15 protein-coding genes are annotated in these 24,923 nt (G+C 70.1%); 12 read left to right on the plus strand and 3 right to left on the minus strand.

Annotated elements, in window-relative coordinates:
• Window positions 1–27 precede the first annotated feature (27 nt).
• Both AOZ06_RS20920 and AOZ06_RS20925 read right to left on the minus strand, forming a co-directional pair.
• Window positions 28–633, minus strand: coding sequence for a response regulator transcription factor (locus AOZ06_RS20920; RefSeq protein ID WP_042192994.1), 606 nt, complete (start codon window positions 631–633; stop codon window positions 28–30).
• A gap of 155 nt (window positions 634–788) precedes the next feature.
• The gene (locus AOZ06_RS20925; RefSeq protein ID WP_054290955.1) at window positions 789–1,382 is read right to left on the minus strand and encodes a hypothetical protein; all 594 of its coding nucleotides are present in this window, start codon (window positions 1,380–1,382) and stop codon (window positions 789–791) included.
• Between the two features lie 243 nt (window positions 1,383–1,625).
• On the opposite strand from AOZ06_RS20925, the gene AOZ06_RS20930 reads away from it, so the two are divergent.
• On the plus strand, window positions 1,626–4,322 hold the full coding sequence (locus tag AOZ06_RS20930; protein WP_063810394.1) for a helix-turn-helix transcriptional regulator: 2,697 nt from the start codon (window positions 1,626–1,628) through the stop codon (window positions 4,320–4,322).
• A gap of 81 nt (window positions 4,323–4,403) precedes the next feature.
• The gene (locus tag AOZ06_RS20935) at window positions 4,404–4,667 is read left to right on the plus strand and encodes a hypothetical protein (RefSeq protein WP_054290957.1); all 264 of its coding nucleotides are present in this window, start codon (window positions 4,404–4,406) and stop codon (window positions 4,665–4,667) included.
• On the opposite strand, the gene AOZ06_RS20940 is transcribed toward AOZ06_RS20935, so the two are convergent.
• Window positions 4,658–5,272: a TetR/AcrR family transcriptional regulator gene (locus AOZ06_RS20940; protein ID WP_236952321.1), complete on the minus strand. Its 615-nt coding sequence runs from the start codon at window positions 5,270–5,272 to the stop codon at window positions 4,658–4,660. The genes AOZ06_RS20935 and AOZ06_RS20940 overlap by 10 nt on opposite strands.
• 210 nt (window positions 5,273–5,482) lie before the next feature.
• Between AOZ06_RS20940 and AOZ06_RS20945 the strand changes: the two genes are divergently transcribed.
• From AOZ06_RS20945 to AOZ06_RS20990, 10 genes are all read left to right on the plus strand, one after another.
• Entirely contained in the window at window positions 5,483–6,739 is a 1,257-nt protein-coding gene (locus tag AOZ06_RS20945) for a pyridoxal phosphate-dependent aminotransferase (RefSeq protein ID WP_054290959.1), read from the plus strand.
• 153 nt (window positions 6,740–6,892) lie between these two features.
• Complete coding sequence (locus AOZ06_RS20950; protein ID WP_054290960.1) at window positions 6,893–7,675, plus strand: MHYT domain-containing protein; 783 nt, start codon at window positions 6,893–6,895, stop codon at window positions 7,673–7,675.
• Between the two features lie 50 nt (window positions 7,676–7,725).
• Complete coding sequence (locus tag AOZ06_RS20955) at window positions 7,726–9,186, plus strand: benzaldehyde dehydrogenase (RefSeq protein ID WP_054290961.1); 1,461 nt, start codon at window positions 7,726–7,728, stop codon at window positions 9,184–9,186.
• 402 nt (window positions 9,187–9,588) lie between these two features.
• On the plus strand, window positions 9,589–16,086 hold the full coding sequence (locus tag AOZ06_RS20960; protein ID WP_225954769.1) for a type I polyketide synthase: 6,498 nt from the start codon (window positions 9,589–9,591) through the stop codon (window positions 16,084–16,086).
• Window positions 16,074–20,003, plus strand: coding sequence for a type I polyketide synthase (locus AOZ06_RS20965; RefSeq protein ID WP_054290962.1), 3,930 nt, complete (start codon window positions 16,074–16,076; stop codon window positions 20,001–20,003). The genes AOZ06_RS20960 and AOZ06_RS20965 overlap by 13 nt, the downstream gene beginning before the upstream one ends.
• On the plus strand, window positions 19,996–20,283 hold the full coding sequence (locus AOZ06_RS20970; RefSeq protein WP_236952323.1) for an acyl carrier protein: 288 nt from the start codon (window positions 19,996–19,998) through the stop codon (window positions 20,281–20,283). Before AOZ06_RS20965 ends, AOZ06_RS20970 begins: the two co-directional genes overlap by 8 nt.
• A 3-nt stretch (window positions 20,284–20,286) precedes the next feature.
• Window positions 20,287–21,072: an alpha/beta fold hydrolase gene (locus tag AOZ06_RS20975; RefSeq protein ID WP_054290964.1), complete on the plus strand. Its 786-nt coding sequence runs from the start codon at window positions 20,287–20,289 to the stop codon at window positions 21,070–21,072.
• Window positions 21,069–22,205 (plus strand): glycosyltransferase, encoded by a 1,137-nt coding sequence (locus AOZ06_RS20980; RefSeq protein ID WP_054290965.1) that lies wholly within the window; start codon window positions 21,069–21,071, stop codon window positions 22,203–22,205. Before AOZ06_RS20975 ends, AOZ06_RS20980 begins: the two co-directional genes overlap by 4 nt.
• A complete protein-coding gene (locus AOZ06_RS20985; RefSeq protein ID WP_054290966.1) occupies window positions 22,202–24,007 on the plus strand; it encodes a class I SAM-dependent methyltransferase in 1,806 nt (601 codons plus the stop codon). The genes AOZ06_RS20980 and AOZ06_RS20985 overlap by 4 nt, the downstream gene beginning before the upstream one ends.
• The gene (locus tag AOZ06_RS20990; protein ID WP_054290967.1) at window positions 24,004–24,891 is read left to right on the plus strand and encodes a GHMP family kinase ATP-binding protein; all 888 of its coding nucleotides are present in this window, start codon (window positions 24,004–24,006) and stop codon (window positions 24,889–24,891) included. Before AOZ06_RS20985 ends, AOZ06_RS20990 begins: the two co-directional genes overlap by 4 nt.
• Window positions 24,892–24,923 lie beyond the last annotated feature (32 nt).

The raw sequence follows: 24,923 nt of genomic DNA on the forward strand, positions 1-24,923 counted from the left end.
TCGCGCGACTGCCGGAATCGGGGCCGGTCACAACCAGCCGGCCTCGGTGGCGATCCGAATCGCGTCGACCCGGTTGCGGGCGTTGAGCTTCCCGGCGATCGTCGTCAGGTAGTTGCGCACCGTGCCCACCGACAGATACAGCTTCGCGGCGATTTCCGACGCGTCGGCGCCGTGCGCGGCCAGCCTCAGCACTTCGCTCTCCCTGGTGGTCAACGGGCAGTCGGTGCTGTCCCAGGCGGCCAGCGCCAGCTGGCTGTCGACGACCCGGCGTCCCGCGGCGACGCTGCGGATCGCGTCGGCCAGTTCGCTGGCCGGGGCGTCCTTCAGCATGAAACCGCTGACGTGCGCGGACAACGCGCGGCGCAGCGTGCCCGGCCTGCCGAGGCCGGTCAGGATGAGCGTGCGGACCTCCGGCAGCGCGGCGCGGATCTCGGCGGCCGCGGTGAGGCCGTCCTTGCCCGGCAGGTCGATGTCCAGCAGCGCCACGTCCGGGCGGTGTTTGTGGGCAGCGGGCAGGATCTCGTCGCCGGAGGACATTTCCGCGACCACTTCGATATCCGGCTCCACGTTGAGCAACGCGACGAGTGCGCCGCGGACCATGTGCATGTCCTCGGCGATCATCACCGTGATCATCGTGTGGCCCCCTTCCAGCGCCGCCACCATTAACAAGAGATCATAGGGGTTTCGGCGGTCATTCGGATCGGCTGATAGGGGAAAGCAGAGCTACTGTGACCAGGTGTCCAGCTGTGTCGGAACGCGCTGTATTCACCCGGTCACCCGAGGTGCGCCTAGTAATTTTCCGGAATACGTCGTTTCACAACAGGCATTCGTGTGACACGGCAAGCCGAAGTGCCCTGCGGTGTGGCGGATGGCCTACCCGCGCCGCCCGGCAGGCGCAATCCGGCTTGCTCCGGCTCGCGCCGGGCCGGAATCCGCGCGAGCCGCCGGGCCGTGGCCACGACCGCGGACCACGGCGGCAGCTGGGCCAGCGAGCGCGGCCGTTCAATCCACGGACACCCGATTTTCCCGTCGAATTCGCACGGCACCACGACGCTCGCCCCATCGGGCACCGGGTGCACGTCCAACTGCCGCAGTTCGTCGTCGTGCCGCGCGGCGCCGCACGGGGGCCGGGTGAGGAACATCCACCACTGCCCGGTGGTGTCGGCGAGCACCGGCCCGGCGAGCAGGGCGATCCGCAGTTCGGCCAGTACCGCGCCGCCGAGCCGCCGCGGCAGCACCAGCGCGCCCGCGGCGTCGCCCAGCCGCATCACCAGCCTGCCGCGCCGGACCTCGATGGTCACCGGCCAGCCGAACCGTTCCTCGTAGCCGGTCCGCGCGCCGGCGAGTGCGCGTAGAAGTTCGAGTTTTGCCGCGTCGGCCATGGTTGCCTCCATATAAAGCAAGAAAAGGTATACGCCAACCCGCTCGAACCCGGCCAGTAGCGAATTCACGAAGTCCCGTATGAAATCCGGCCACAGCAACTATGAAGAACACCTACCGGCCCGCCGCCGTCGTTCACAGCGGGTGATGACAAGCGCACACCTATGTTGATGATCCCCGCACTGGAAAAGGCCAGGGTCAGCGCTGAACATTTTTCACGGGGATAGCGACGAAAGGCTGTGGCGATGGAGCTGGTCGAGCGTAATGGCCCATGGGGCGCGTTGGCACGCCTCCACACACGCACCGCGGCGGGGCAGGGCGGCGTCGCGCTGGTCACCGGTGGGATGGCCACGGGCAAGACGGCGCTGCTGCGCGAATTCACCGCCGATGCGGCACGTGACGGGACGCTGGTGCTGTCCGCGACCGGATCGCGTGCCGAACAGTCGTTGCAGCTCGGCGTGATGTGCCAGATCCTGCACGGCCCGTCGTTCCCGGACATCCCGGTCCCCGGACCGTCTGTGGTGGACAGTGTGTTGTGGGACCGGGTCGACAGCGACCCGGCCGTGGTCGGCCCGCACGACGCGCCGGTCATCCGTGACATGTGCGGCGCGTTGCTGGCCGCCGCCAGGAACCGCGCTGTGGTGGTCTGGATCGACGACATCCAGTTCGTCGACGGCGCCACCCTGCGCGTGCTGCTGTACCTGCGCCGCAGAATGGCGGCAGCGCCGATCCTGCTGATCCTGTCCGGCTGGGAACAACGGCGGCAGACCTGGCCGTCGTTCCGCGCCGAGATCACCCGTCAGCCGCACGAGAAGATCACGCTGGCGGCGTTGTCGCTCGACGGTGTCGGCGAACTGGTCACCCAGCGCGCCGACGGCCCGGCCGCGACCCGGCTGAGCCCCGCCTGCCACCGGCTCAGCGGCGGGAACCCGTTGCTGATCAACGCTTTGCTCGACGACATGCGCGACGGCGACCTGACTCCGCGCGCCGCCTACGCCCAGGCCGTGCTGACGAGCCTGCACCGCGCTGGGCCGCTCCCGCACGCTGTGGCCAGCGCCGTCGCCGTGCTCGGTGAGCACGCCACGCCCGCACTCGTCGGTCAACTCGTGGGGAAGAGCACCGACGAGGTCACCTCCGCGCTCGATCTGTTGGCAGGCGGCGGATTACTCGACCGGATCGCGTTCAGGCACGCGGTCGTGGCGTCGACCGTCCTCGATGCCCTGCCGCCCGACGAACGGTCCCGGCTGCACCTGCGTGCCGCGCGGTTGCTGCACCAGGGAGGGGTCGGCGCGCTGGAGATCGCGCGTCACCTCGTGGACGCCGACACCACCGGCGACGACTGGGCGACCGCGTTGCTGTCCGAGGCGGCAGAGCGAGCACTGGCCGACGACGACGTGGCGTGGGCCAGCCGATGCCTGCGGCTGGCCCTGCGGGACTGCACCGACCGGGCACGGCGGCGTGAGCTCGCGAAATCGTTGGCCCGGACCGAATGGCGTGTCAACCCGGCGGCCTCGGCACTGCACATGACAGCCCTGCGGGACGCGTTGATCGAGGGCACATCCGACGGCCGCGACGCCGTCACCCTGACCCGGCACGCGCTGTGGCATGGCGACAAGGCCGCGGCGGTGGCCGCTTTCGGCGCTGTCACCGACCCGCAGGCCGCCGACGAGCTGCGACTGGCCTGCGAATGGCTGTACGGCACGCAGGACGACCTGCCCGCCAAGGAAACCGGCGGCGCGCCGTGGATCCAGGTCGGTGGCAGGCTGGCAGGCCTGATGGTCAAGGGCCGCACCGCGGACGTGGTCACGAGCGCCGAGCACATCCTGCAGAGCTGCCAACTCGGTGACACCACGGTGGAGATCGTGGTGTCGGCGCTGATCGCCCTGTGCCACGCCGACAGGGCGGACAAAGCCGTGTTCTGGTGCGACACCCTGGCAGACGAGGCACAGCGCCGCAACGCGCGGACCTGGCAGGCCGTGCTGAGCGCGGCCCGCGCCGACATCGCGCAGCGGCAAGGCGACCTGGGACTGGCCGAGACGCAGGCGTGCACCGCGTTGCGGCTGCTGCCCACCGACGGCTGGGGTGTCCTGATCGGACTGCCCAGGGCCACGCTGCTGCTGGCGTACACCGCGATGGGCAGGCTGGACCGCGCCGCGGAGGTGCTCAGGCAGTTCGTGCCGGACCGGATGGCCGGGACCGTGATCGGCCTGCGGTGGCTGCACGCCCGCGGCCACTACCACCTCGCGTCCGGCCGCCCGCTGGCCGCGCTGGACGACTTCCAGACGTGCGACCGGCAGATGCGGGAGTGGAACATCGACGTGCCCGCGCTCGTGCCCGCGCACTCCGACCTGGCACAGGCATATCTGCGGCTCGACCAGCGGAAGGTGGCGCGCGACCTGGTGTGCCGCCAGCTCGACCGGCCGAGGGCGATCAGCTCGCGCACCCGCGGCACGGCGTTACGGGTGCTCGCCGCCACCAGCGACCTGAGGCAGCGGCCCGGCCTGCTGATGGAGGCGATCGAGGACCTGCACACCTGCGGCGACCGGCTGGAGCTGGCCCGTGCGCTGATCGACCTCAGCGAGGCCCACCAGGAACTCGGCGAGTTCAGCCGGGCACGGATGCACGCACGCCGCGCGGCGGCCGAAGCCAAGGCGTGCCGGGCGGAGCCGTTGGCGAAGCTGCTGTCACACGGAGGTTCGTTCGACACCAAGGACCAGCGGCCCGAAGCCGAGGGCGTCCCGCCGCTGAGCGGGGCGGAGCGCCGTGTCGCGACCTTGGCCGCGCGCGGGTACAGCAACCGTGAGATCGGGCGGATGCTGTACATCACCGTCAGCACCGTCGAACAGCACCTCACCCGCGTGTACCGGAAACTGAACGTGGGCAGCCGAGCGGACCTGCCGGTCGGCTTGTTGCTCACCCGGGTGCCAGTGAAGGGCGCGTAGTTCACGCGTGAGAAAGAACAGGGGCGGCCGGTACGCGGTTAGGGGTGGTTCACGTACTCACGCCCGCGCTGTAATGGCGGCATGGCGGTCCGGCCGCATTCCTGGATCCAAGCCGCGGTTTCCGCCGACGGCCGGATGGAACTGTCCGGAGCGGGCGTACAGTTCCACTGTGGACCAGTCGGCACCGCCATGTGGATCGCGCTGTGCCAGCGCGACTGGCAGCTCGACGCGGCCGCCGTGCTGCTGGCCGGATACTGGCACATCGACCTGGCGAACACCCGCGCGGACCTGGAGATCTGGGTGACCGAACTGTGGGACGCGGGTCTGCTGGCGTATCACGAGTGAACGGGCATGGCCTGGCCGGCGCCCGCGACCGCGCGGACCGCGTCGGCGAGGTCGCGGCCGTGCGGCGCCTTGCCGGGATCCACCAGCCATTGCGCGATCACCCCGAACAGCATCGCCAGCGCGAACGAGCCCGCGGACCGGACGGACCGCTCGTCGGCGGCCGGGTCGATCAGCCGCAGCAACGTGGCGAGCGCGCGCCGGGCACCCTCCTGCGCCGCGGAGAAGTACGGCCGCAGTTCGGGGGAGTGGTGCAACTGCGTGAGGACCTCGAACTGGGTCACCCACAACGCGCGGTGCTGCTCGAACAGTTCCAGAACACGCGGCCACGACGCCTCGAACCGTTCGAGCGGCGTCGCGGTGGCGTCCATGGCCTCGCTGTCGGCCAGCAGTTGCGCGATGCCCGCCGCCCACTCCTCGGTCGCCTGGACCAGCGCGGCGTTCATCAACGCGTCCTTGGTGCCGAAGTGGTATCCGATCGAGCCGAGGTTGGTCTTGGCCGCCGCTACGATGTCACGTGCGGTCGTCCGGGCGTACCCCTTGTCCAGCAAGCACTTCTTCGCGCCAGCCAGCAGCTGCTCCCGATGTCCCATCGCAGTCCCATCCACCGCCGGACGCTCTTTGTGGACCAGCACGTCACCGTGAGGATTTTATAAGGGCGGACCCGCGGTGGGCCAGGGGACGAACGGCCTGTTCGGCCGATTGCCTCGCCAGTCCGGCCCAACTGCGGACGACTCGAAATCGCACGTCGGCTGGGCGACCATGGATGGGCGCGGCGCCGGTCGCCGCGATCACCGGATGAGGGGAGCTTTGCGCCGATGGCTGACTGGCGGGTCTCGCCCGGCCTGGCACTCGACGAGATGGTCGCCGAGCGCCTCGCCCGCGGGGAGTCCATTGTGCACCTCGGGGTCGACGAGGTGCGGCTGCCCGCGTTCGATCCGTTGGTCGAGCACCTCGTCGCCGGTGCGGACCGGACCTCCCACGGCCCGGTCGCGGGCAGCCGGGCGCTGCGGGAAGCCGCGGCCGGGTACTTCACGCGCAGGCGGCTGCCGACCGGTGCGGACCAGATCGTGGCAGGCCCGGGGAGCAAACCGTTGCTGCTGGCGCTGAACCTGGTCGTGCCGGGCGACGTCATCGTGCCGAAACCCGCGTGGGACACGTACGCGCCGCAGGCCGGCCTCGCGGGCAAGAAGGTCTTCCGCGTACCGATCCCGCCGCAGGCGGGCGGCGTACCGGACCCGGTCGCCCTGCGGGACACGATCATCGCGGCGCGGGCGCTGGGCCGTGATCCGCGGATCGTGGTCCTCACCCTGCCGGACAACCCGACCGGCACGCTGGCGGCACCGGACCTCGTCAGGGAGATCTGCCTGATCGCCGAGCAGGAGGACCTGCTGATCGTCTCCGACGAGATCCACCGCGACCTGCTGCACGACCCCGGGACGCGGATGGCGGGCCCGGCGGAGTTCGCGCCGTCGCGAACCGTCGTCACCACCGGCCTTTCCAAGAACCTCGCGCTGGGCGGCTGGCGGGTCGGCGTGGCCAGGTTCCCCGACGGGGCCTGGGGCAGGCGGATCCGTGACGGTGTGATCGCCTTCGCGGGCGAGGTGTGGTCCACTGTGGCCGGACCGGTGCAACGAGCGGCCGAGTACGCCTTCGCCGAGCCGCCGGAGATCCGCCGCCGCCTCGCGGACAGCGCCCGGTTGCACGGCTCGGTGGCCCGCGCGGTGCACCGGATCATGGTCGGCGCGGGCGCGGTGTGCCGTCCTCCGGTCGGCGCTTTCCACCTGTACCCCGACTTCTCGCCGGTTGGTGACAAGCTCGCCGCCCGCGGGGTCACGGATTCGGCGTCGCTGAGCCGTCAGCTGTTGGACGAGCACGGGATCGTGGTGCTGGCTGGGCATTTGCTCGGTGACGACGAGGACGCGCTGCGGTTCAAGGCTTCCATGAGCACGCTGTACGGCGACACGGCCGAGTTGCGGCAGCTGGCGCTCGACTCGCCGGACCCGGCCGGGCTGCCGCATGTGAGTGACTTGCTCACCAGAATTGGCGAGTCGTTCGAAAAGTTGTGCGGCTGACCGGTTCGATATGTTTCTCGTTCATTTCTGACGGTTATCACCCCCTCGTCATGAACTTTCGGCATGCCCCTTGCCAGCGCCGCCCGCCCAGCTATATTTAGCGTCACTATCTAGTTGCTTCAGGGAGTGGCGCTCATTCGGGAGGCTGAGGCAATGCAGGGTTTCAGTTTCGACGTCGTGTCCGCGGTCATCGCGTACGGGGTGTCCGTCGTCGGCTCGGCGTTGGGCTTGCTGTGCACGTCACGGGCCCGCGCGGCCGAAGGGCGCGCCAGGGCGAGGTGGCTGGGGCTGGCCGCGACGTCCATTGGCGGTACCGGTATCTGGGTCATGCACTTCATTGCCATGCTCGGTTCGGAAGTACACGGAACACCGTTGCGATATGACGCGACAACGACCTTTTTAAGCATGGTTCTGGCGATACTCGTGGTCGCCGTCGGGCTGTTCACCGTCGGGTTCAAAGCCGGGACTGGGTGGCTTTTGGTCGGCGGTGCGGCCACGGGTGCCGGCGTGGCGATCATGCATTACGTCGGAATGGCCGCGATCAACCTGTACGGCGAGGTCCACTACGACCCGCTCCTGGTGCTGCTCTCCGTGGTGATCGCCATCGTGGCGGCGACGGCGGCGTTGTGGGCCACGGTGAACATCCGGGCGTTCGGGGCGATCGTGCTGGCGTCGCTGATCATGGGTGTCGCCGTCAACGGCATGCACCACGTGGGGATGGCGGCGGCCCAGGTCATGCCGGACATGGCGGCGGGCGCGCTGCACGGGATGAACGGGCGGGACCTGTTGCTGCCCTTGATCGTCGGGATCAGCTTCATCACCGTCATGACGCTCGCGATCGTCACGCTTTCGCCCAATCCCAAGGAGATCGCGGAGGAACGCGCGTTGCAGGCGCGGATCGCCCACGCCGACGGGACGCGGCCCAGCTTCCACTGAGCGGAAACCCGGGCTGACGCACGTCCGCGCACGGGGTAGACGTGTGCCGTATGGCGTTTCTCGACGATGAGACCTGGCGGGGACGGATCTTCACCGGCTCGTGGGTGACCTCGGCAGGCGGTGACACCGCGGTGGTGGAACCCGCGACTGGACGTGAGCTCGGCCGGGTGGGTGTGGCCGCGCCCGCGGATGTCGCCGACGCGGCAACGGTGGCGGTGAACGCGCAACGCGCGTGGGCCGCGACCCCGTTCCAGCAACGCGCGGCGGTCATGCGCAGGGCGGCCGAGTTGTGGCGGGTGCACGCCGACGAGCTCGGTTCGTGGCTGTGCCGGGAATCCGGCAGCGCCGCGGCCAAGGTCGGCTTCGAACTGCATGTGGCAGAACAGGAATGCCTCGAAGCGGCGGCGCTTCCCGGGCGGCCGGGCGGATCGGTGCTGCCGAGCGAGGCGCCGCGGCTGAGCATGGCGCAGCGGGTGCCCGCCGGGGTCGTCGCTGTGATCCCGCCGTTCAACGCGCCGCTGATCCTCTCGATCCGTTCGGTGGCACCGGCCTTGGCGCTCGGCAACGCCGTGATCCTCAAGCCGGACCCGCGGACCGCGGTCTGCGGCGGCGTGACGCTGGCGCGTGTCTTCGAGGAAGCGGGCCTGCCACCCGGTGTCCTGCACGTCCTGCCCGGCGGCCGGGAGACCGGCGAGGCGCTCGTGTCCGATCCGAACGTCCGGGTCATCTCGTTCACCGGTTCGACGGCCGCGGGCCGCAGCGTCGGCGAGATCGCGGGCCGCCACCTCAAGCGCGCGCACCTGGAACTCGGCGGCAACTCGGCGCTGATCGTCACGCGTGACGCCGACCTGGCGCAGGCGGTCGGCGCGGCGGCGTGGGGCTCGTTCTTCCACCAGGGCCAGATCTGCATGACCACCGGACGGCACCTGGTGCATGAATCGCTCTTCGACGACTACGTCCGGCTGCTGGCCGGGAAGGCCGACAGCCTCGTCGTCGGCGACCCCGCCGCGGGCGACGTCGCGCTCGGGCCGGTGATCGACGCGGGCCAGCGGGACAAGATCCACGCACTCGTGACCGACTCGGTGGCGGCGGGCGCGACCTTGGCCGCGGGCGGAACCTACACCGACTTGTTCTACCGGCCGACGGTCCTCGCCGACCGCACGGCGAGCACACGGGCCTACCGCGAGGAGATCTTCGGTCCCGTCGCGGTCGTCACCCCGTTCGAGTCCGAGGACGACGCGGTGAAACTCGCCACCGACAGCGAATACGGCCTGTCGCTCGGGATCCTGACCGGCGACGCGATGCGCGGGCTGGCGCTCGCCGACCGGATCCCGACGGGCATCGTGCACGTCAACGACCAGACGGTGAACGACGAGGCACATGTCCCGTTCGGCGGTGTACGCGCGTCCGGGACCGGGGCACGCTTCGGTGGGGCGGAGGCCAACGTCGAGGCGTTCACCGAGACCCGCTGGATCACGGTCAGGGGCGACATCCCCGGCTATCCGCTGTAGGGGGCGCATACTGTCAAGGGGGTTCGGCCATAGCCGGACCCCCTTCATCGTTTCAGCTCATTGATCCACTCACCGGGGTGAGTGGGTACCCGGGTGGATGCTGTGGTTGCCAGACAACCATCCCGCGCTCGATGAGAAATTCCCACAAGGGTGTGGACGGCGGTCGTGTTTGTTTGTACGGTGATCGACGTACGACAGACCGTCACTATGGTGCCCCAATGTGATGGCCCGCCGTACACCCTGTCGAACGACGGCAACGCCAACATTGTCGTTGCGCCGAAGTTAACTCGTTGAAACGGTCGTAAACGGTCCGGAAACGCCCCGACGGGGTGGCGCTCCGGTTGTTCACCACTGGTTTCCTTTCACATCCCAATTGCCCTGCAGGTGTGAGGAGGAATCGACTTGAGCGCGCTCTCGTATCGTGACCTGGTCATCGGCGTCAGCCCACTCGCCGAGCCCAACGCCGCACTCGTCGTCGCTGTGGAGCGCGCAGGCGGTCTCGGCGTGCTCGATCTGGGCCGGGACCGGGCCGCAGCGCTCGCCGCGCTGGAGCTCGTGCGGCGCAGGCTCGGCTCGCCCTTCGGGGTGCGCATCGGGCCCGACTGTCCACTGGGGCCGGACGAGCTGCCGGACGACGTCGACGTAATCCTTGCGCCACAGCCGATCTGCAGCCCCGGCCGCAGTGTTCTGGTCGAGGTGACCTCGCTGGACGAAGCTCGTGCCGCGGTCGAGCACGGCGCCACCGGCCTGGTCGCGCGTGGCTCGGAATCGGGTGGCCGCGTTGGCGAGCTGACCACGTTCGTGCTGCTGCAACAGCTGGTCGCCGAGTTCGACATCCCCGTGTGGGCGGCGGGCGGGATCGGGCCGAACACCGCCGCCGCTGCCGTGGCCGGTGGCGCGCGCGGTGTCGTTCTGGACAGCCAGCTGGCACTTCTCAGCGAAGTGCGGGATTGTCTCGACCCTGAGCTTGTCAACGCTGTCGAGAGTATGGACGGCGCTGATACGACTATTGCCGACGGCCGTCGAGTGCTGGTAAGGCCGGGCGTTGGTTATGCGGTCGAGATCGGCCAGGACGGGGCTCTGGCCGACGATTTGTGGCGATCGTGCCGCACTGTCGGCGGCGTCGTGCAAATGATCGGCAAAACCGTGCGCGCCAATCTGGAATCGGCCGCGCGGAATCCGGCCCTGCGGCCGGGTGGGGCATTCTGCGAGCGGGCGCCCGGACTGCGTTATCCGCTCGCGCAAGGCCCGATGACCCGCGTGAGCGACCAGCCCGCGTTCGCGGGCGCGGTCGCCGCGGGCGGCGGGTTGCCGTTCCTCGCGCTCTCCTTGATGAACGGCGAGCAGACGCGATCGCTGTTGACCCGAACAGCCGCTCTTCTCGGCGACCGGCCGTGGGGCGTCGGCGTGCTCGGGTTCGCCGACCCGGACCTCAGGCAGGCGCAGCTGGCCGAAGTGCTGGCGGTGAAACCGCGTTGCGCCATCGTGGCCGGCGGGAACCCGGCACAGGCCAAGGCGCTCGAAGACGCCGGGATCGAAGCGTTCCTGCACGTCCCGTCGCCCGCGTTGCTGCGCAACTTCCTCGACGACGGCGCGCGCAAGTTCGTCTTCGAAGGCTGGGAATGCGGCGGCCACACCGGCCCCCGGTCCAGCTTCACCCTGTGGGAGCAGCAGATCTCGGTCCTGCTCGGTCGAGGGTCACTCGAGGACGTCACCGTCCTGTTCGCCGGTGGGATCCACGACGAGCGCTCGGCCGCGATGGTGTCGGCGATGAGCGCGTCGCTGACCGATCGCGGTGCCGCCGTCGGTGCGTTGATGGGCACCGCCTACCTGTTCACCCGCGAAGCCGTCGAACACGGCGCGATCACAACGGTGTTCCAGCAAGTGGCGCTCGAGTGCGGGCAGACGGCTCTGCTGGAGACCTCGCCGGGACACAGTGTCCGGTGCGCCCAGTCCTCCTTTGTGGACGTGTTCGAGCACGCGAAGGCGGAACTGGCCGCCGCGCCGCGCCAGGAGGCGTGGGAGAAGCTGGAACAGCTCAACCTCGGCAGGCTGCGGATCGCCAGCCGCGCGCTCAAACGCGTCGGTGACGAACTCGTCGCGGTCGGCGAGACCGAGCAGCGCGACACCGGCATGTTCATGATCGGCCAGGTGGCGACCCTGCGGTCCGGGCTGACCGACATCGCCACCCTGCACGAGCAGGTCACCGGTACCCGGCTGCTGCGCGACAGGAACGCCGAACTGGCGCGCGAGGCGAAGGCGGACGAGGCCCGGCCGTTGGACGTCGCCATCGTCGGGATGGCCGCGATGCTGCCCGGCGCGGGTGACGTCGCCGAGTTCTGGGCCAACGTGGTCGCGGGCGCCGACGCCGTCCGCGAGGTCCCCGCCGACCGGTGGAACCCGGACCTGTACGAGGGTGCCACCCCGTCACGCTGGGGCGGATTCCTCGACGCGGTCCCGTTCGACCCGCTCGCGTACGGCATCCCGCCCGCGTCGCTGACCTCGATCGAACCCGCGCAGCTGCTCGCACTCGAAGCGGCCGCCCGAGCTCTGACCGACGCCGGGTACCGGACCAGGCAGTTCGACCGGGACCGGACGTCGGTGATCTTCGGCGCGGAGGCGGGCGCCGACCTGGCCAACGCCTACACCGTCCGGTCCGCGTTGCCCGCCCTGCTCGGCGGCACACCGGACGGGCTCGACGACTTCCTGCCCAAGCTGACCGAGGACTCGTTCCCCGGTGTGCTGGGCAACGTGATCGCCGGGCGGATCGCCAACCGGCTCGACCTCGGCGGCGCCAACTACACCGTGGACGCGGCGTGCGCGTCCAGCCTCGCCGCGCTCGACGTGGCCTGCAAGGAGCTGCGCACGGGCACCAGCGACATGGTCCTGTGCGGCGCGGTCGACCTGCACAACAGCGCTCACGACTACCTGATGTTCGCCTCGGTGCAGGCGTTGTCGCCGAGTGGCCGGTGTGCCACGTTCGACTCGGCCGCCGACGGCATCGCGTTGGGCGAAGGTGTGGCGTGCGTGGTGCTCAAGCGTTTGGCCGACGCCGAGCGGGACGGCGACCGGATCTACGCGGTGATCAAAGGAATCGGCGCCTCCAGCGACGGCAAGTCGTTGGGCCTGACCGCACCCCGCGCCGATGGGCAACGCCGGGCGCTGAGCCGGGCCTACAGCTCGGCCGGCGTGTCCATGAAGGAAGTCGGACTCGTCGAGGCGCACGGCACCGGCACCGTCGTCGGCGACCGGACCGAGCTGGCCGCGCTGACCGAGATGTTCACCGAAGCCGGTGCCGACGCCGCCGGCTGCACGATCGGCTCGGTGAAATCCCAGATCGGGCACACCAAGTGCACCGCAGGGCTGGCCGGGCTGATCAAGGCGGCCACGGCCGTGCACACCGGCATCCGGCCGGGCACGCTGCACGTCACCACGCCGAACACCTACTACCAGCGGGAAACCAGCCCGTTCGCCTTCGGGCACCGCACCTGGTCGGCGCCCGCCGGGCAGCGCACGGCGGGCATCAGCGCGTTCGGGTTCGGCGGAACGAACTTCCACACCGTCATCACCGGCTACGGCGGCGTCGACGAACCACGGCACGGCCTGCGGGAATGGCCCGCGGAGCTGGTCGTGTTCCGCGGCGCCGACCAGGCGGCCGCGCGGCGGGCCGCCGACCGGCTGGCCCGGTTGCTGCGCGCCAACGACGACGCGGGACGTCCCCGCGACCTGCGTGACTTGGCCGCCGCAGCGGCTGCCATGTCCCCGGGCCAGCCGATCCAGGCCGCGGCTGTCGTGGAGAGCTTCGACCAGCTGGCGGACGCGGTGGCCGATGTCCAGGCATGGCGGGCATCGGCCACTGTCACCCTGCGCGGTGACGAGGACAAGCCGGCCGTCGCGTTCCTCTACCCGGGACAGGGAAGTCAGCGCCCGGGCATGCTGCTCGACCTGTTCACCGCTTTCCCGCGGCTGCAGGAAACTCTGCGGTTGGCCGGTGGGCGGTACGAGGACGTGATGTTCCCGCCTGCCGCGACGGCACCCGGCGACGCCGAACGGCAGAAGGCCGCGATCACCGACACGACCGTCGCCCAGCCCGCACTGGGCATCGCGGGCCTCGCGGTGACCCGGCTGCTGGAATGGCTCGGTATCCGGCCGGACATGGCGGGTGGGCACAGCTACGGCGAACTCGTGGCACTGGCAGCGGCCGGTGTGTTCGAGCCGGAGCAGCTGCTGGAGCTGAGCGAGGCACGGGCCAAGGCGATCGTCAGCGCGGTCGGCGACGACCCAGGGACGATGGCCGCCGTCAGTGGCGCCATCGGCGACGTCCGCGCCCTGGTCCCGGACAACGTCGTGGTGGCCAACCACAATTCGCCGGCCCAGGTGGTGATCTCCGGCGGCACGGATGCGGTCGCCGAGGCCGTCCGGCGGTTGTCCGAGGCAGGTCTGTCCGCACGGCCGATCCCGGTCGCCGCCGCGTTCCACAGCCCGCTCGTGGCACAGGCCGAGAACACTTTCGCGGCCGTGCTGGCGGCTCACGAGATCGGCGCGGCTGCCTTCCCGGTCTGGTCCAATGTGGATGCGAAGCCGCATGGTGACGTGCGGGCGACGCTGGCCCGTCAGGTCGCCGCCGAGGTCAGGTTCGTCGACCAGATCGAGGCCATGTACGCGGCCGGCGCGCGGGTCTTCGTCGAGGCCGGACCCGGGTCGGTGCTGACCGGGCTGGTGCGCAAGATCCTCGGTGACCGGCCGTTCACCGCCGTGGCCTGCGACGGTCAGGCCGGGATCGCCGATTTCCTGCGCGCACTGGCCGGTGTGGCCGTCGCGGGTGTGCCGGTGAACGTGACACCGCTGTTCACCGGACGGGCCGAAGCGGTCCGGCTCGAAGAGATCCCGGCCCGTCCCAAGTGGTTCGTCGATGGAGGACTCGTGCGTGACACCAACGGCCATGCGCTCAGGGGCGGTCTGCGCCCGGCGACCGAACTGCCGCAGGTGCTCCTCCCGCGAGCCGGTGTCACCGCGGTGAACCGTGACGTGATCGTCAAGGAGTTCCTCGACGGCATGCGGGAAGCCGTCGCCGCGCAACGCGATGTGCTGCTCGGTTACCTCGGCACGGCCCCAGCCGCGCCTGTCCCGCGATCCGTTGTCGTGCCCGAAGCTGTCGTGCCCGAAGCTGTCGCCACGCCCGAGCCGGCCCAGGAGCCGCAACGGCAAGCGCTGGACGTCGGCACGGTCGTGCTGGACACGATCAGCGCCCGCACCGGCTACCCGCCCGAGATGCTCGAACCGGGGCTGGACCTGGAAGCCGACCTGTCGATCGACTCGATCAAACGGACCGAGATCATCGGCGAGCTGGCAACGGCACTCGGCGTGACCGGCGACGGCTCCGCGGTGGAGGCGCTGACCAGGATCAAGACCATCGAAGGCATCGTCGGCTGGTTCAGCCAGACCGGCACGGCCGTTCCGGCGCGGACAGCGCCCGCGGTGGAGAAACCTGTTGTCCAGGGCGACGAACCGGTCCGCCAGGTACCCACGCTGGTGACGATCGACGCCTGCCCCGAACCGGAGTCGCTCGAGGGCCGGCGGATCCTGATCGTCGACGACGGCGGGGACGTCGGCCTGGAACTCGCCGACCGGATCGAACGCCTTGGCGGGACCGCGCACACCGTCCAGCACGTCACGAGCGTCGACGCCGACTACGTGCTGTACCTCAGTGCGTTGCGGCCGACCGGCGAGCCCACGCTGCCAGAGGCCTACGAGGAGATCCGCACGAGCCTGCTGTCCGGTATCAAGGGCCTGATCGTGGCGACCGGGGGCGGCGGGACGTTCGGGTTCGACGAACCGGCCGACGACCACGAACCGCTCGACCTCGGTATGCACGGCCTGATCCGCACGGCGGCCGTGGAGTACCCGGACCTGCGTGTCCGGGCGGTCGACGTGAGCACGAAGGAAAGCCACCGGCTGATCGCCGCGGCGCTGCTGGCTGAACTGACCACAGTAGACGGACCAGCTGTCGTCGGGCACGCGTCGGGCAGGCGTTACGCCATCGAACTCGACGAAGTCGAGATAACCGGTGACGGCCAGTTGGAGCTGGACCAGGACAGCGTGGTGCTGCTGACCGGCGGAGCGCGAGGGATCACGGCCCTCGCCGCGGTCGCGCTAGCCGAGCGGACGGGCTGCCGGATCGAGCTGATCGGCCGGACAGCGCCACCGAAGGGACCGGAGGCCGCGCGGACGGCCGTCGCCACGACCGAATCCGACCTGCGCCGGGCATTGATCGAAACGGGCATGACCGACCGCGAGGAAATCGCTGCGGCGGCCCGCAGGATCATGGCCGAGCGCGAAGTCCGGGCGACCATGGACACACTGCGCACCACGGCTGCGTCTGTCCGCTACCACACCTGTGACGTGCAGGACGTCGACGCGGTACACGCGGTGATCGGCGACATCGTCGGTCGTTTCGGCCGGATCGACGGTGTGGTGCACGGTGCCGGGGTGCTGGACGACAAGCTCCTGGCCGACAAGACACCCGAGGCGTTCGCCCGCGTCTACAACACCAAGGTCGGCGGTGCGCGGGCGTTGGCCGAGGCGTTGCGGCACGACCCGAAGTTCATGGTGCTGTTCGGCAGCATCAGCGGTGTGCTCGGCAACCGGGGCCAGGCCGACTACGCCGCGGCCAACGACACCCTGGACCGGATCGCCCGGTTCTGGGCCACCCAGACCGCTGCTCGCGTGGTGAGCGTCGACTGGGGCCCGTGGGCGGGCAGCGGGATGGCCGCCGGCCTGGCCGACGAGTACGCCCGCCGCGGCATCCAGCTGATCGACCCGGAGGCGGGCGTCACGGCGCTGCTGCGGGAGATCGCCGTCGGCGACGCGGTCCAGGTGGTCTACCAATGCGCCCACTAGACGTCGCGATCGTCGGCATGGGGGCGTTGTTCCCCGGCGCGGGCGACACTCCGGCGTTCTGGCACAACATCGTCGGGTCGGTCGACGCGATCGGCACGATCCCGGCGCACCGCTGGGACCCGGCGATCCACTACCACCCGGCGGCGAGCCCGGCGAGTGACCGGTTCTACTGCAGGCGCGGCGGTTTCCTCGACGACGAGGCCACGTTCGACCCGACCAGGTTCGGCATCATGCCGTCCACAGTGGTTGACGCCGAGCCGGACCAGTTGCTCGCGCTCGCTGTGGCAGCCGAGGCGATCGCGGACGCCGGTGGAGAACAGTCGTTGCCGGACCGCGCCAGGATCGGTGTCGTCGTCGGCAGAGGCGGATACCTCACGCCGGGCTGCGCGCGGCTCGACCAGCGGGTGCAGATAGGGCAGCTGCTCTCGGTCGTCAAGGACCTCGTCCCCGGCGTGGACACGGCCGCGTTGCGGGAAGCCGTGCGGGAGCGGCTCGGGCCCGAGCAGCCGGAGGCGTCCATCGGGCTTGTCCCGAACCTGGCGGCGTCACGGATCGCCAACCGGTTCGACCTGCGCGGCCCAGCGTACACAGTGGACGCGGCGTGCGCGTCCGGTCTGGTCGCGGTCGAGCACGCCGTCCGTGAACTGGCCAGCGGTCGCTGCGACGCGATGATCGCCGGAGCCGTGCACGTGTCGCACCACCCCACGCTGTGGAGCGTGTTCACGCAACTGCGTGCGTTGAGCCAGAAAGAGCGCATCCGCCCGTTCGATCGGGCGGCGGACGGAACTCTGCTGTCCGAAGGCGTCGGCATGGTGCTGCTCAGGCGTTTGCGTGACGCTGAAGCGAGCGGCGACCGGATCTACGCCGTGATCCGCGGAGTCGGCACAGCCAGCGACGGCCGCGCGACGAGCATGATGACGCCCAACCCGGAAGGTCAGCTGCTGGCCGTGCGACGGGCCTGGCAAGAGGCAGGACTGGAGCCAGGGGAGGGTCTCGGCCTGATCGAGGCACACGGCACCGCGACCCCCGCCGGTGACGCGGCCGAACTGGCGACCATGGTGACGGCGTTCGGCGGCAGCGGTGGCACGGTCGGGATCGGCACGGTCAAGTCGATGATCGGCCACGCGATGCCCGCCGCCGGGATGGCGGGGCTGATCAAGGCCGCGCTCGCCGTGCACCACGCGACCCTGCCGCCCACCTTGCACATCGACGATCCCCACCCCGCGCTGCACGGCACCCGGTTCGCGCCCGTGCTGGAACCGCGTGAGTGGCAAGGGCCGCGCCGGGCAGGCGTGAACGCGTTCGGCTTCGGCGGCATCAACGCGCACGTCGTGCTGGACCAGGCCGGTGATTCCCGTGCGGCCGACGTGAATCCGCTCGCGCCCGTGCTGCTGCTGTCGGCGAACTCGCCCGCGGAGCTGGAACGGGACCTGCTGGCCGACGACGGCGATCTGCTCAGCCGCGCGGCGCGCCGGACCAGAGCGGAAGACCTGCCGTGCCGCCTGGCGATCTGGCAGCCGGACGCCCGCAGGCTCAAGATCGCCCGCCAGGTCGTCGCCAGGGGCAAGACGTGGACCGGCAGGCACGACATCTGGTTCTCGCCCGAGCCGTTGCTGACCCGCGACGATCAGATCGCCTTCCTGTTCCCCGGGTTCGAACAACGCGGCACGACCGAGCTGGCCGGCGAGCAATCCGTCGTCGAGCACGCGCTGGCGTTGCTGCGAGCCGGTCGCGGACAGGCGCACAAGCTGCGGGAAGCCGGGATCGTGCCGACTGCGATGGCCGGGCACAGCATGGGGGAGTGGACCGCGATGATCGTCGCCGGGATCTACCCCACGATCGACTCGTTCGTCGACTCGCTGCGGCCCGGCATGGTCGCGGTGGCCGACGTCGTCTACGCGGCGCTGGGTTGTTCGGCGGAGAAAGCACAGGCAGTGCTGGACGAGCTGGCCGTGGACGTGGTGATCAGCCATGACAACTGCCCGCACCAGTCGGTGATCTGCGGCCCGGCCGACCACCTGGCCGCGGCCGTTCGAAGCTTGCAGGACCACGGTGTGATGGCGCAGATCATGCCGTTCCGCACCGGTTTCCACACACCGGCGCTGGCCCCGCACCTGGCGGCGGCCAGGTCCACGGTCGAAGCGCTCGCGGTGAACCCGCCGTCCATCCCGGTCTGGTCGGCCACCTCGCTCGCCCCGATGCCCGGCGACCCGGCCGGGATCCGCGAACTCGTGCTGCGGCACCTGGTCGAGCCGGTCCGGTTCCGGCCGCTGCTGCACCGCCTGCACACGAGCGGGATCCGGGCGTTCGTGCAGGTCGGGGCCGGTAGCCTGCCCGGGTTCGTCGAGGACACCCTCAGCGGTGAACAGATCCTGACCGTCGCTGGTGACAACGAACACCGCGCCGTGGCGGCGTTGTGGGCGTTCGGGCTGAAACGGCCGACGGCGGGCAAGAAGCTTTCGCTTGGCCTCACGCCGCTCCGGCTCGGCCCGATCACGGTCGACCAGCCCGTCGCCGTGGACGTGGGCACGCCCGTGGGCGCTGCCTTGAACGCGGTGCTCGCGCAGACCACAGCGGTGGCACGGGAAGTGGCACAGGCACTGGCCGAGCCGATCCCGGCGGAGCTCGAGCGGACCGAGGTCTTCTCGTTGCGGACCATGCCGCACCTGGTGGACCACTCGGTGTTCCCGCAGGCCGACGGCTGGCCGGACCCGTCGGACGGGTTCCCGATCGTGCCGATCACCGGCTTGGTCGACGTGATCAAGGACGCCGCCCGCGCGCTGGTGCCCGGCGGTGTCGTGACCGCGGTCGAGTCGGTCAAGGCGATGCGGTGGCTGGAAGTCGAACCGGCGCAAGAGGTCCGGATCACGGCCAAGCGGGAAGGCGGCCTGGTGCGTGTCCGGGTCGGCGGATACGCCGAAGGCCTGGTCCGGATCGAGTCCGCGTACCCCGTGCCGGACGAGCGGGTCTACCCGCGGCTGCGGGCACCGCGACCCGCGCCGGTCTCAGCGGCCGGGCTCTACGACGAGGGCTGGATGTTCCACGGCCCCCGGTTCGCCGGGGTCAGCGAGATCACCACGCTGGCGGACAACGGGATCACCGGCGCGCTGACGGTCCTGCCGTCGCCCGGCGCGCTGCTGGACTGCGCGGGTCAGCTGATCGGGCACTGGATGCAGGTGAGCAAGAGCGTCGACCAGACCGTGCTGCCCACCGGGATCGACCGGGTGCGCTACTACGGCCCGGATCCCGAGCCGGGTACGCGGATCGACTGCGACGCGCGAATCGTGGACGTCACCGGCGAACTCATGCGCGCGGACGCGCGCCTGCTGACCGACGACGGCAGGCTGTGGTGCCGCATCGACGGGTGGACCACCCGCCGGTTCACCACCGACGACCGGATCTGGCAGGTCAAACTCCGTGCCGAGCACAACACCCTGGCCGAGCCGCGCGACGGCGGCTGGGTGCTCGTCACCGAGAAGTGGGCCGACGACAGCGCGACTCGTGAACTGATGGCCCGCAGGTACCTGACCGCCGCCGAACGAGCCGGCTACGCCACATTGGACCTGCGGACCAGACGCCAGTGGCTGCTGCGCAGGATCGCGGCCAAGGACGCGGTCCGCCGCTGGCTGTGGAACCGCGGCGCGGGCGCGATCTTCCCCGCCGAGCTGACGGTCACCGACGACGGCATCGAGGTCGAAGTCCGCGGCGCGTTCGCGACACCGAAGGTCTCCGTCGCGCACTGCGCCGATCCCGGCAAGCCGTCGGCGGCGGGCTGCGCGGTCGCCATCGCCGGCGACGACGACGTGGTGATCGACATCAGACCGGGGGCGGCGGCGACACCGGGCAGTGCCGTCGTCACGGACCAAGGAACGTCCTATGTGGTCGCATGGCGGCAGACGGGAGAACGGCGTGCCTGAATCGAACGTGCTTGACGAGGTGGTCAGGCTGATCGTCGAAGTCGTCGGCGAGGACGTGCTGGTCGGTATCGAGATCACCCCGGCGACGACCTTCAGCGACGACCTCGGCCTGGAGAGCATCGAGTTCGTGGCACTCGCGGACAGGCTGCGCGAGCGGTACGGCGACAAAGTCGACCTGGTGGCGTTCCTCGGCGAGATGGACATCGACCAGATCATGGCGATGACCGTCGGCAGGCTCGTCGACCACATCGAGGCGCGGCCCGTCGTGAGCACCGGCTGACCCATGGCCGAGATCCACGCTCGCGGTCTCAAGTTCCACGTCCAGCAACTCGGCGCCGAGAACACCGGACCCACTGTGGTCTTCGTGCACGGCCTCGTGATGGACAACCTGTCCAGCTTCTACTACACCCTGGCCGCACCGCTGGCCAAGGCGGGCGTCCGCACGATCCTGTTCGACCTGCGCGGGCACGGCATGTCCGCACGCCCGGAAACCGGCTACTCACCGCAGGAGAGCGCGCTCGACCTGGTGGCGATCCTGGACGAAGTCGGCGTGCGGACACCGGTCTACCTGCTGGGCAACAGCTACGGCGGCGTGGTGGCGATGCACGCGGCGCTCAAAGCCGTCGAACGGGTGGCCGGTGTGGTCGTGGTGGAGGCGGCGTGCGCGGGGCGGCCCGGTGAGCTGTGGGTGGAGGACATCGTCAACACCCTCAGCGTCGCCGCGCTCGGCCTGGAGTACGACCGGACCGGCGAACAGCTGCTGAAGCTCGGTCAGCGCAAGGTCGCCAAGCTGGCCGGCAACGCGGACGCACTGCTCAACCGGACCTCGCTGATCGACGACCTCGTGTCGGGGGCGTTGCTGTCCGAAACGGACCTCACCCAGGTCGGCTGCCCGGTGCTCGGCGTGTTCGGTGCCGAGTCGGAACTCGTCGGCGCGGCAGCGGACCTGGACCGGCTCGTGCCCGACTGCGAGACGTACGTCATCCCCGGCCTCGGGCACACCGTGTTGCGTGAGGCGACCGGCGAGCTGATCCAACGCGTGCTGACGTGGCTGGAGAAGCGCCCATGAGCCGGTTCCTGTTCGTGGTGCCGCCGTTGACCGGGCACATCAATCCGACCGTCGGTGTCGGCGGGGAACTGACCGCCCGTGGCCACGACGTCGCGTGGGTCGGTCATCCGGCGACGCTCGAACCGTTGCTGCCAAGCGGGTCCCGCATCCTCCCCGCGCTGGACGACCGGCTGGAAGCGGACATCGGGCACGCACGGCAGCGGTGGCTGGAGCTCAAGGGCATCGCGGTGCTGAAGTTCCTGTGGGAGGAGTTCCTGATCCCGCTCGCGCACGCGATGATCCCCGGTGTCCAGGACGCCGTGAAGCAGTTCCAGCCGGACGTGCTGGTCGCCGACCAGCAGGCGCTGGCAGGGCCGGTCGTGGCCATCGATCTCGGCGTGCCGTGGGTGACCAGTGCGAGCACTCCGGCCGAGCTGATCCGTCCGCTCAGGACGATGCCGAAGGTCGACGAGTGGGTCACCGCCCAGCTGCGCGAGCTCAGCGGGTCCGATGTGGACATCAGGTTCTCCGGGCTGCTGGTGCTCGTGTTCACCTCGCCCCTGCTCGTCGGCGACGCTTTCCCGCCGCACTACGCCTTCACCGGCCCGGCCTTGGCGCACCGCCCGGAGAACACCGGCTTCCCGTGGGAATGGCTCTCACCGGAGAAGCGGAAAGTGCTGGTGTCACTGGGAACGCTGAACGGCGCGGCCGGGCACAGGTTTTTCCGCGAGGTGATCGAAGCGGTCACGACCATGCCGGACGTGCAGGCAGTCATGGTCGCGCCGCCGCTCGACGCGCCACACAATGTCCTTGTACGGGAACGCGTGCCGCAGTTGGCGCTGATGAAGCACATGGACGCGGTGATCTCGCACGGCGGGCACAACACCGTCTGCGAAGCGCTGGCGCACGGTCTGCCGCTGGTGGTGGCGCCGATCCGTGACGACCAGCCCATCATCGCCGACCAGGTCGTGTCCGCCGGGGCGGGGATGCGCCTGAAGTACCAACGGGCCCGTGCCGGTGACATCCACGCGGCACTGAACGGCGTGCTGTACGACCCGGACTTCGCGGCCTGCGCGCGCCGGGTGCGGGAGTCCTTCCGGCTCGGTGGTGGCGCCCCTGCCGCCGCCGATCGACTCGAGGCGGTGGTGGCGTGATCGCGTGGATCCTGTTCGGCCTGGTGGTCGCGTACCTGCTGCTGGACACCCTGCGCCTGCGGGGCAAGGCGAACCAGTTGGCGGTGCTGCCCGACCTGGGCAGCGGAGCCGAGGGTTTCCAGTCCTATCCGGAGGATCTGGCGGACGACGTCCGGCAGCGGGCGGCCGCGTTCGCCAGGAGCGAGGGCCTCGGTCTCGTCGACCTCGTGCCGGCCACGCCGCCGACTGTCGCCGCGCTGGACCTGCTCAACCAGGTCGAACCCAAGACCTACCGGTCGGGCCGCTGGGAACGCGGGATCAGCGCCGGTGTGGCGATCCTGGTCGACCCCAAGGCCGTCAGGGGACTCGGCATCACACCGCCTGCCGACCCGGCCGAATTCGTCGCCGTGGCCCGGCGAGTCAAGGACCGCGACGGGGTGAGCGTCGACCTCGCGGTCGCACGCGATCTGCCAGCGGGGCCGTACGACCTGTCGACGCGAGCGGCCCGGCTGCGCAAGCTGGGCAAGCGACCGGCCTTGTGGACGGCTGGGTCCGTGCTCGGGTACCTCGCGGTTCTCGGCGTCACCCTGTGGACGTGGCCATGGGGACTGATCGCCGCGGGCCTCTACAGCCTCCAGCCGCTGCTGGTGTTCGCCGGCACCCCGCTGCGCCCCAGGGACCTGTGGGTGACATCCGTGTTCCGCGTGGCCTACCAGCCGTACCTGTGGGTCAGGACACTGGCCGGGCGGTGGAGAACCGCCGCGGAGGTCAAGCAGGAAAAGGACATGCTGGCCGCTGTCCCGGCGTACACCGAGGAGATCGAACGCGGCACCGAGCGGTTCTTCGAACCACGCAGGCAGGACTGCCCGTCCTGTTCGAGCGAGTCGGTGCGGCCGCACGTCCGCAGCGTCGACCTGGTGCAGCGCAAACCCGGCGAGTTCACGATGGACCGCTGCGACTCGTGCGGGCTCGTCTTCCAGAACCCCCGGTTGTCCACGGCGGGACTGGACTTCTACTACCGGGACTTCTACGACGGTCACGGCGCCTCCGCGGCCGAGGCCGTGTTCGCGGGCAAACCCGAGCCGTACTACGACCGGGCCAGGATGGTCCAGCCGTTCACCACACCGCGCACCTGGCTGGACGTCGGCGGCGGGCACGGGCACTTCTGCCGCGGTGCCAAGGAGATACTGCCGGACACCCGGTTCGACGGGCTCGACCAGGGCGCGGCCATCGAGGACGCGGAAACGCTCGGCTGGATCACCCGCGGGTACCGCGGCAACTTCAAGGACTTCGCCGACGGGTTGCGCGGCCGGTACGACGTGATCAGCATGCACCACTACCTCGAGCACGTCCGCGACCCGTGGGAGGAACTGGACATCGTCGCGGACACCCTGCCCGACGGCGGCTACCTGCTGATCGAGGTGCCGGACCCGGAATGGCGGCTGGCCAAGCTGTTCGGCAGGTACTGGATGCCGTGGTTCCAGCCGCAGCACCAGAACATGCTGCCGATCGGCAGCCTCAAACAAGCACTGGCCGAACGCGGCCTGCGGCCCGTCGCCGAGGAACGCGCCAAAGCACACCAGTGCAACGACTTCGCCCTGTCCAGCTACCTGATGCTCGCCGACATCGCACCGCGCTCACCGGCGCCGTGGCGTCCGCACAAGCCGAAGCTCAAAGGCCTGCGCAGCACGGCTGTCTGGTCGGTCGGCATCCCGTGGCTCGTGGTGGCGGGACTGCTGGACAAGACCGTCAACCGGTTCATCGCCAACCGAAGCGACCGCGGCAACGCCTACCGGGTGCTCGCCCACAAGGAGAGCCTGTGATCGACCTCGCCGACCGGCCCGACGTGGCCCCGGAGCTTCGTCTTGTGCCCCATGCGTTCCGTGAGGCCTTCGGTCGCTCTGCCGAAGGCGTCTGGTACGCGCCGGGTGTCGTGGCCCTGACGCCCGGGCTGGCGGTGTGCGGGCGGTGGGGCGCGATCGTCGCGGGCGAGCGGCGTACCGACGGCGTGATCGAACTGAGGTCCATCAACAAACCGGCCGAACCCGTTGTCCTGCCCGCTGCGGAGATCCCGGCGTGGGCCGGGCCCGTTGCCGACGTGGTCAAGGCCTTGCGGCCGGGCGGCGCCACTTTGCTGTGCAGCGTGGACCTTCCCGCGGGAGCGGGCCTTTCCGCTCGGACCGCATTGGCTTGCGCGGCAGCGCTCGCACTACGAGACCTGTGCGACCCGGACATTCCGATGGATTATCTCATCGACGTCGTCGCGCAATCGCACGCGCAATTGCATTCGAACGTTCGTGTCGAAGCGACATTCGCCGGATACGAAGTCGGTGCCGCCATCGGCGACACCAGAGTGCTGGTCGTCGACACCAGGATCCGTCGCGACACACCGGTCCGGCTGGTGGATTTCGCGATGGGCGACAGCGGCTGCGTCGAACAACTCGGCCGTGCGCTGACCGATTTCCACCGCGCCCAGCAACCCGAAGCGGCACAGGACATCGCGGTGACCGCCGCGCTCGGGGCCGGTGCGCTCGGCGCAACGATGCTGGTCGACGACCCCGGCAGGCCGATCGCCGCGCTCGTCGCACCGGAATCGCTCGCCGGGGTCCGGGCGGCCGTTTCCGCCGCTTTCCGCCGCGCCCGCTTGACCGCGCCCCGTTGCCTCACCATCCGCCCGAGCGGAGGGGCAAGAAGAATCACCCCATAAAATCCGTACGCCGCCCGTCGCACTGCTTGAAC

This window comes from Kibdelosporangium phytohabitans, assembly GCF_001302585.1.
Classification (GTDB): domain Bacteria; phylum Actinomycetota; class Actinomycetes; order Mycobacteriales; family Pseudonocardiaceae; genus Kibdelosporangium; species Kibdelosporangium phytohabitans.

Bases quoted from the DNA above. Each gene is read 5' to 3' on its own strand.
- AOZ06_RS20920 (WP_042192994.1), bottom strand. From the start codon at position 633: ATGATCACGGTGATGATCGCCGAGGACATGCACATGGTCCGCGGCGCA.
- AOZ06_RS20945 (WP_054290959.1), top strand. From the start codon at position 5,483: ATGGCTGACTGGCGGGTCTCGCCCGGCCTGGCACTCGACGAGATGGTC.
- AOZ06_RS20925 (WP_054290955.1), bottom strand. From the start codon at position 1,382: ATGGCCGACGCGGCAAAACTCGAACTTCTACGCGCACTCGCCGGCGCG.
- AOZ06_RS20980 (WP_054290965.1), top strand. From the start codon at position 21,069: ATGAGCCGGTTCCTGTTCGTGGTGCCGCCGTTGACCGGGCACATCAAT.
- AOZ06_RS20955 (WP_054290961.1), top strand. From the start codon at position 7,726: ATGGCGTTTCTCGACGATGAGACCTGGCGGGGACGGATCTTCACCGGC.
- AOZ06_RS20950 (WP_054290960.1), top strand. From the start codon at position 6,893: ATGCAGGGTTTCAGTTTCGACGTCGTGTCCGCGGTCATCGCGTACGGG.
- AOZ06_RS20930 (WP_063810394.1), top strand. From the start codon at position 1,626: ATGGAGCTGGTCGAGCGTAATGGCCCATGGGGCGCGTTGGCACGCCTC.
- AOZ06_RS20975 (WP_054290964.1), top strand. From the start codon at position 20,287: ATGGCCGAGATCCACGCTCGCGGTCTCAAGTTCCACGTCCAGCAACTC.
- AOZ06_RS20935 (WP_054290957.1), top strand. From the start codon at position 4,404: ATGGCGGTCCGGCCGCATTCCTGGATCCAAGCCGCGGTTTCCGCCGAC.
- AOZ06_RS20965 (WP_054290962.1), top strand. From the start codon at position 16,074: ATGCGCCCACTAGACGTCGCGATCGTCGGCATGGGGGCGTTGTTCCCC.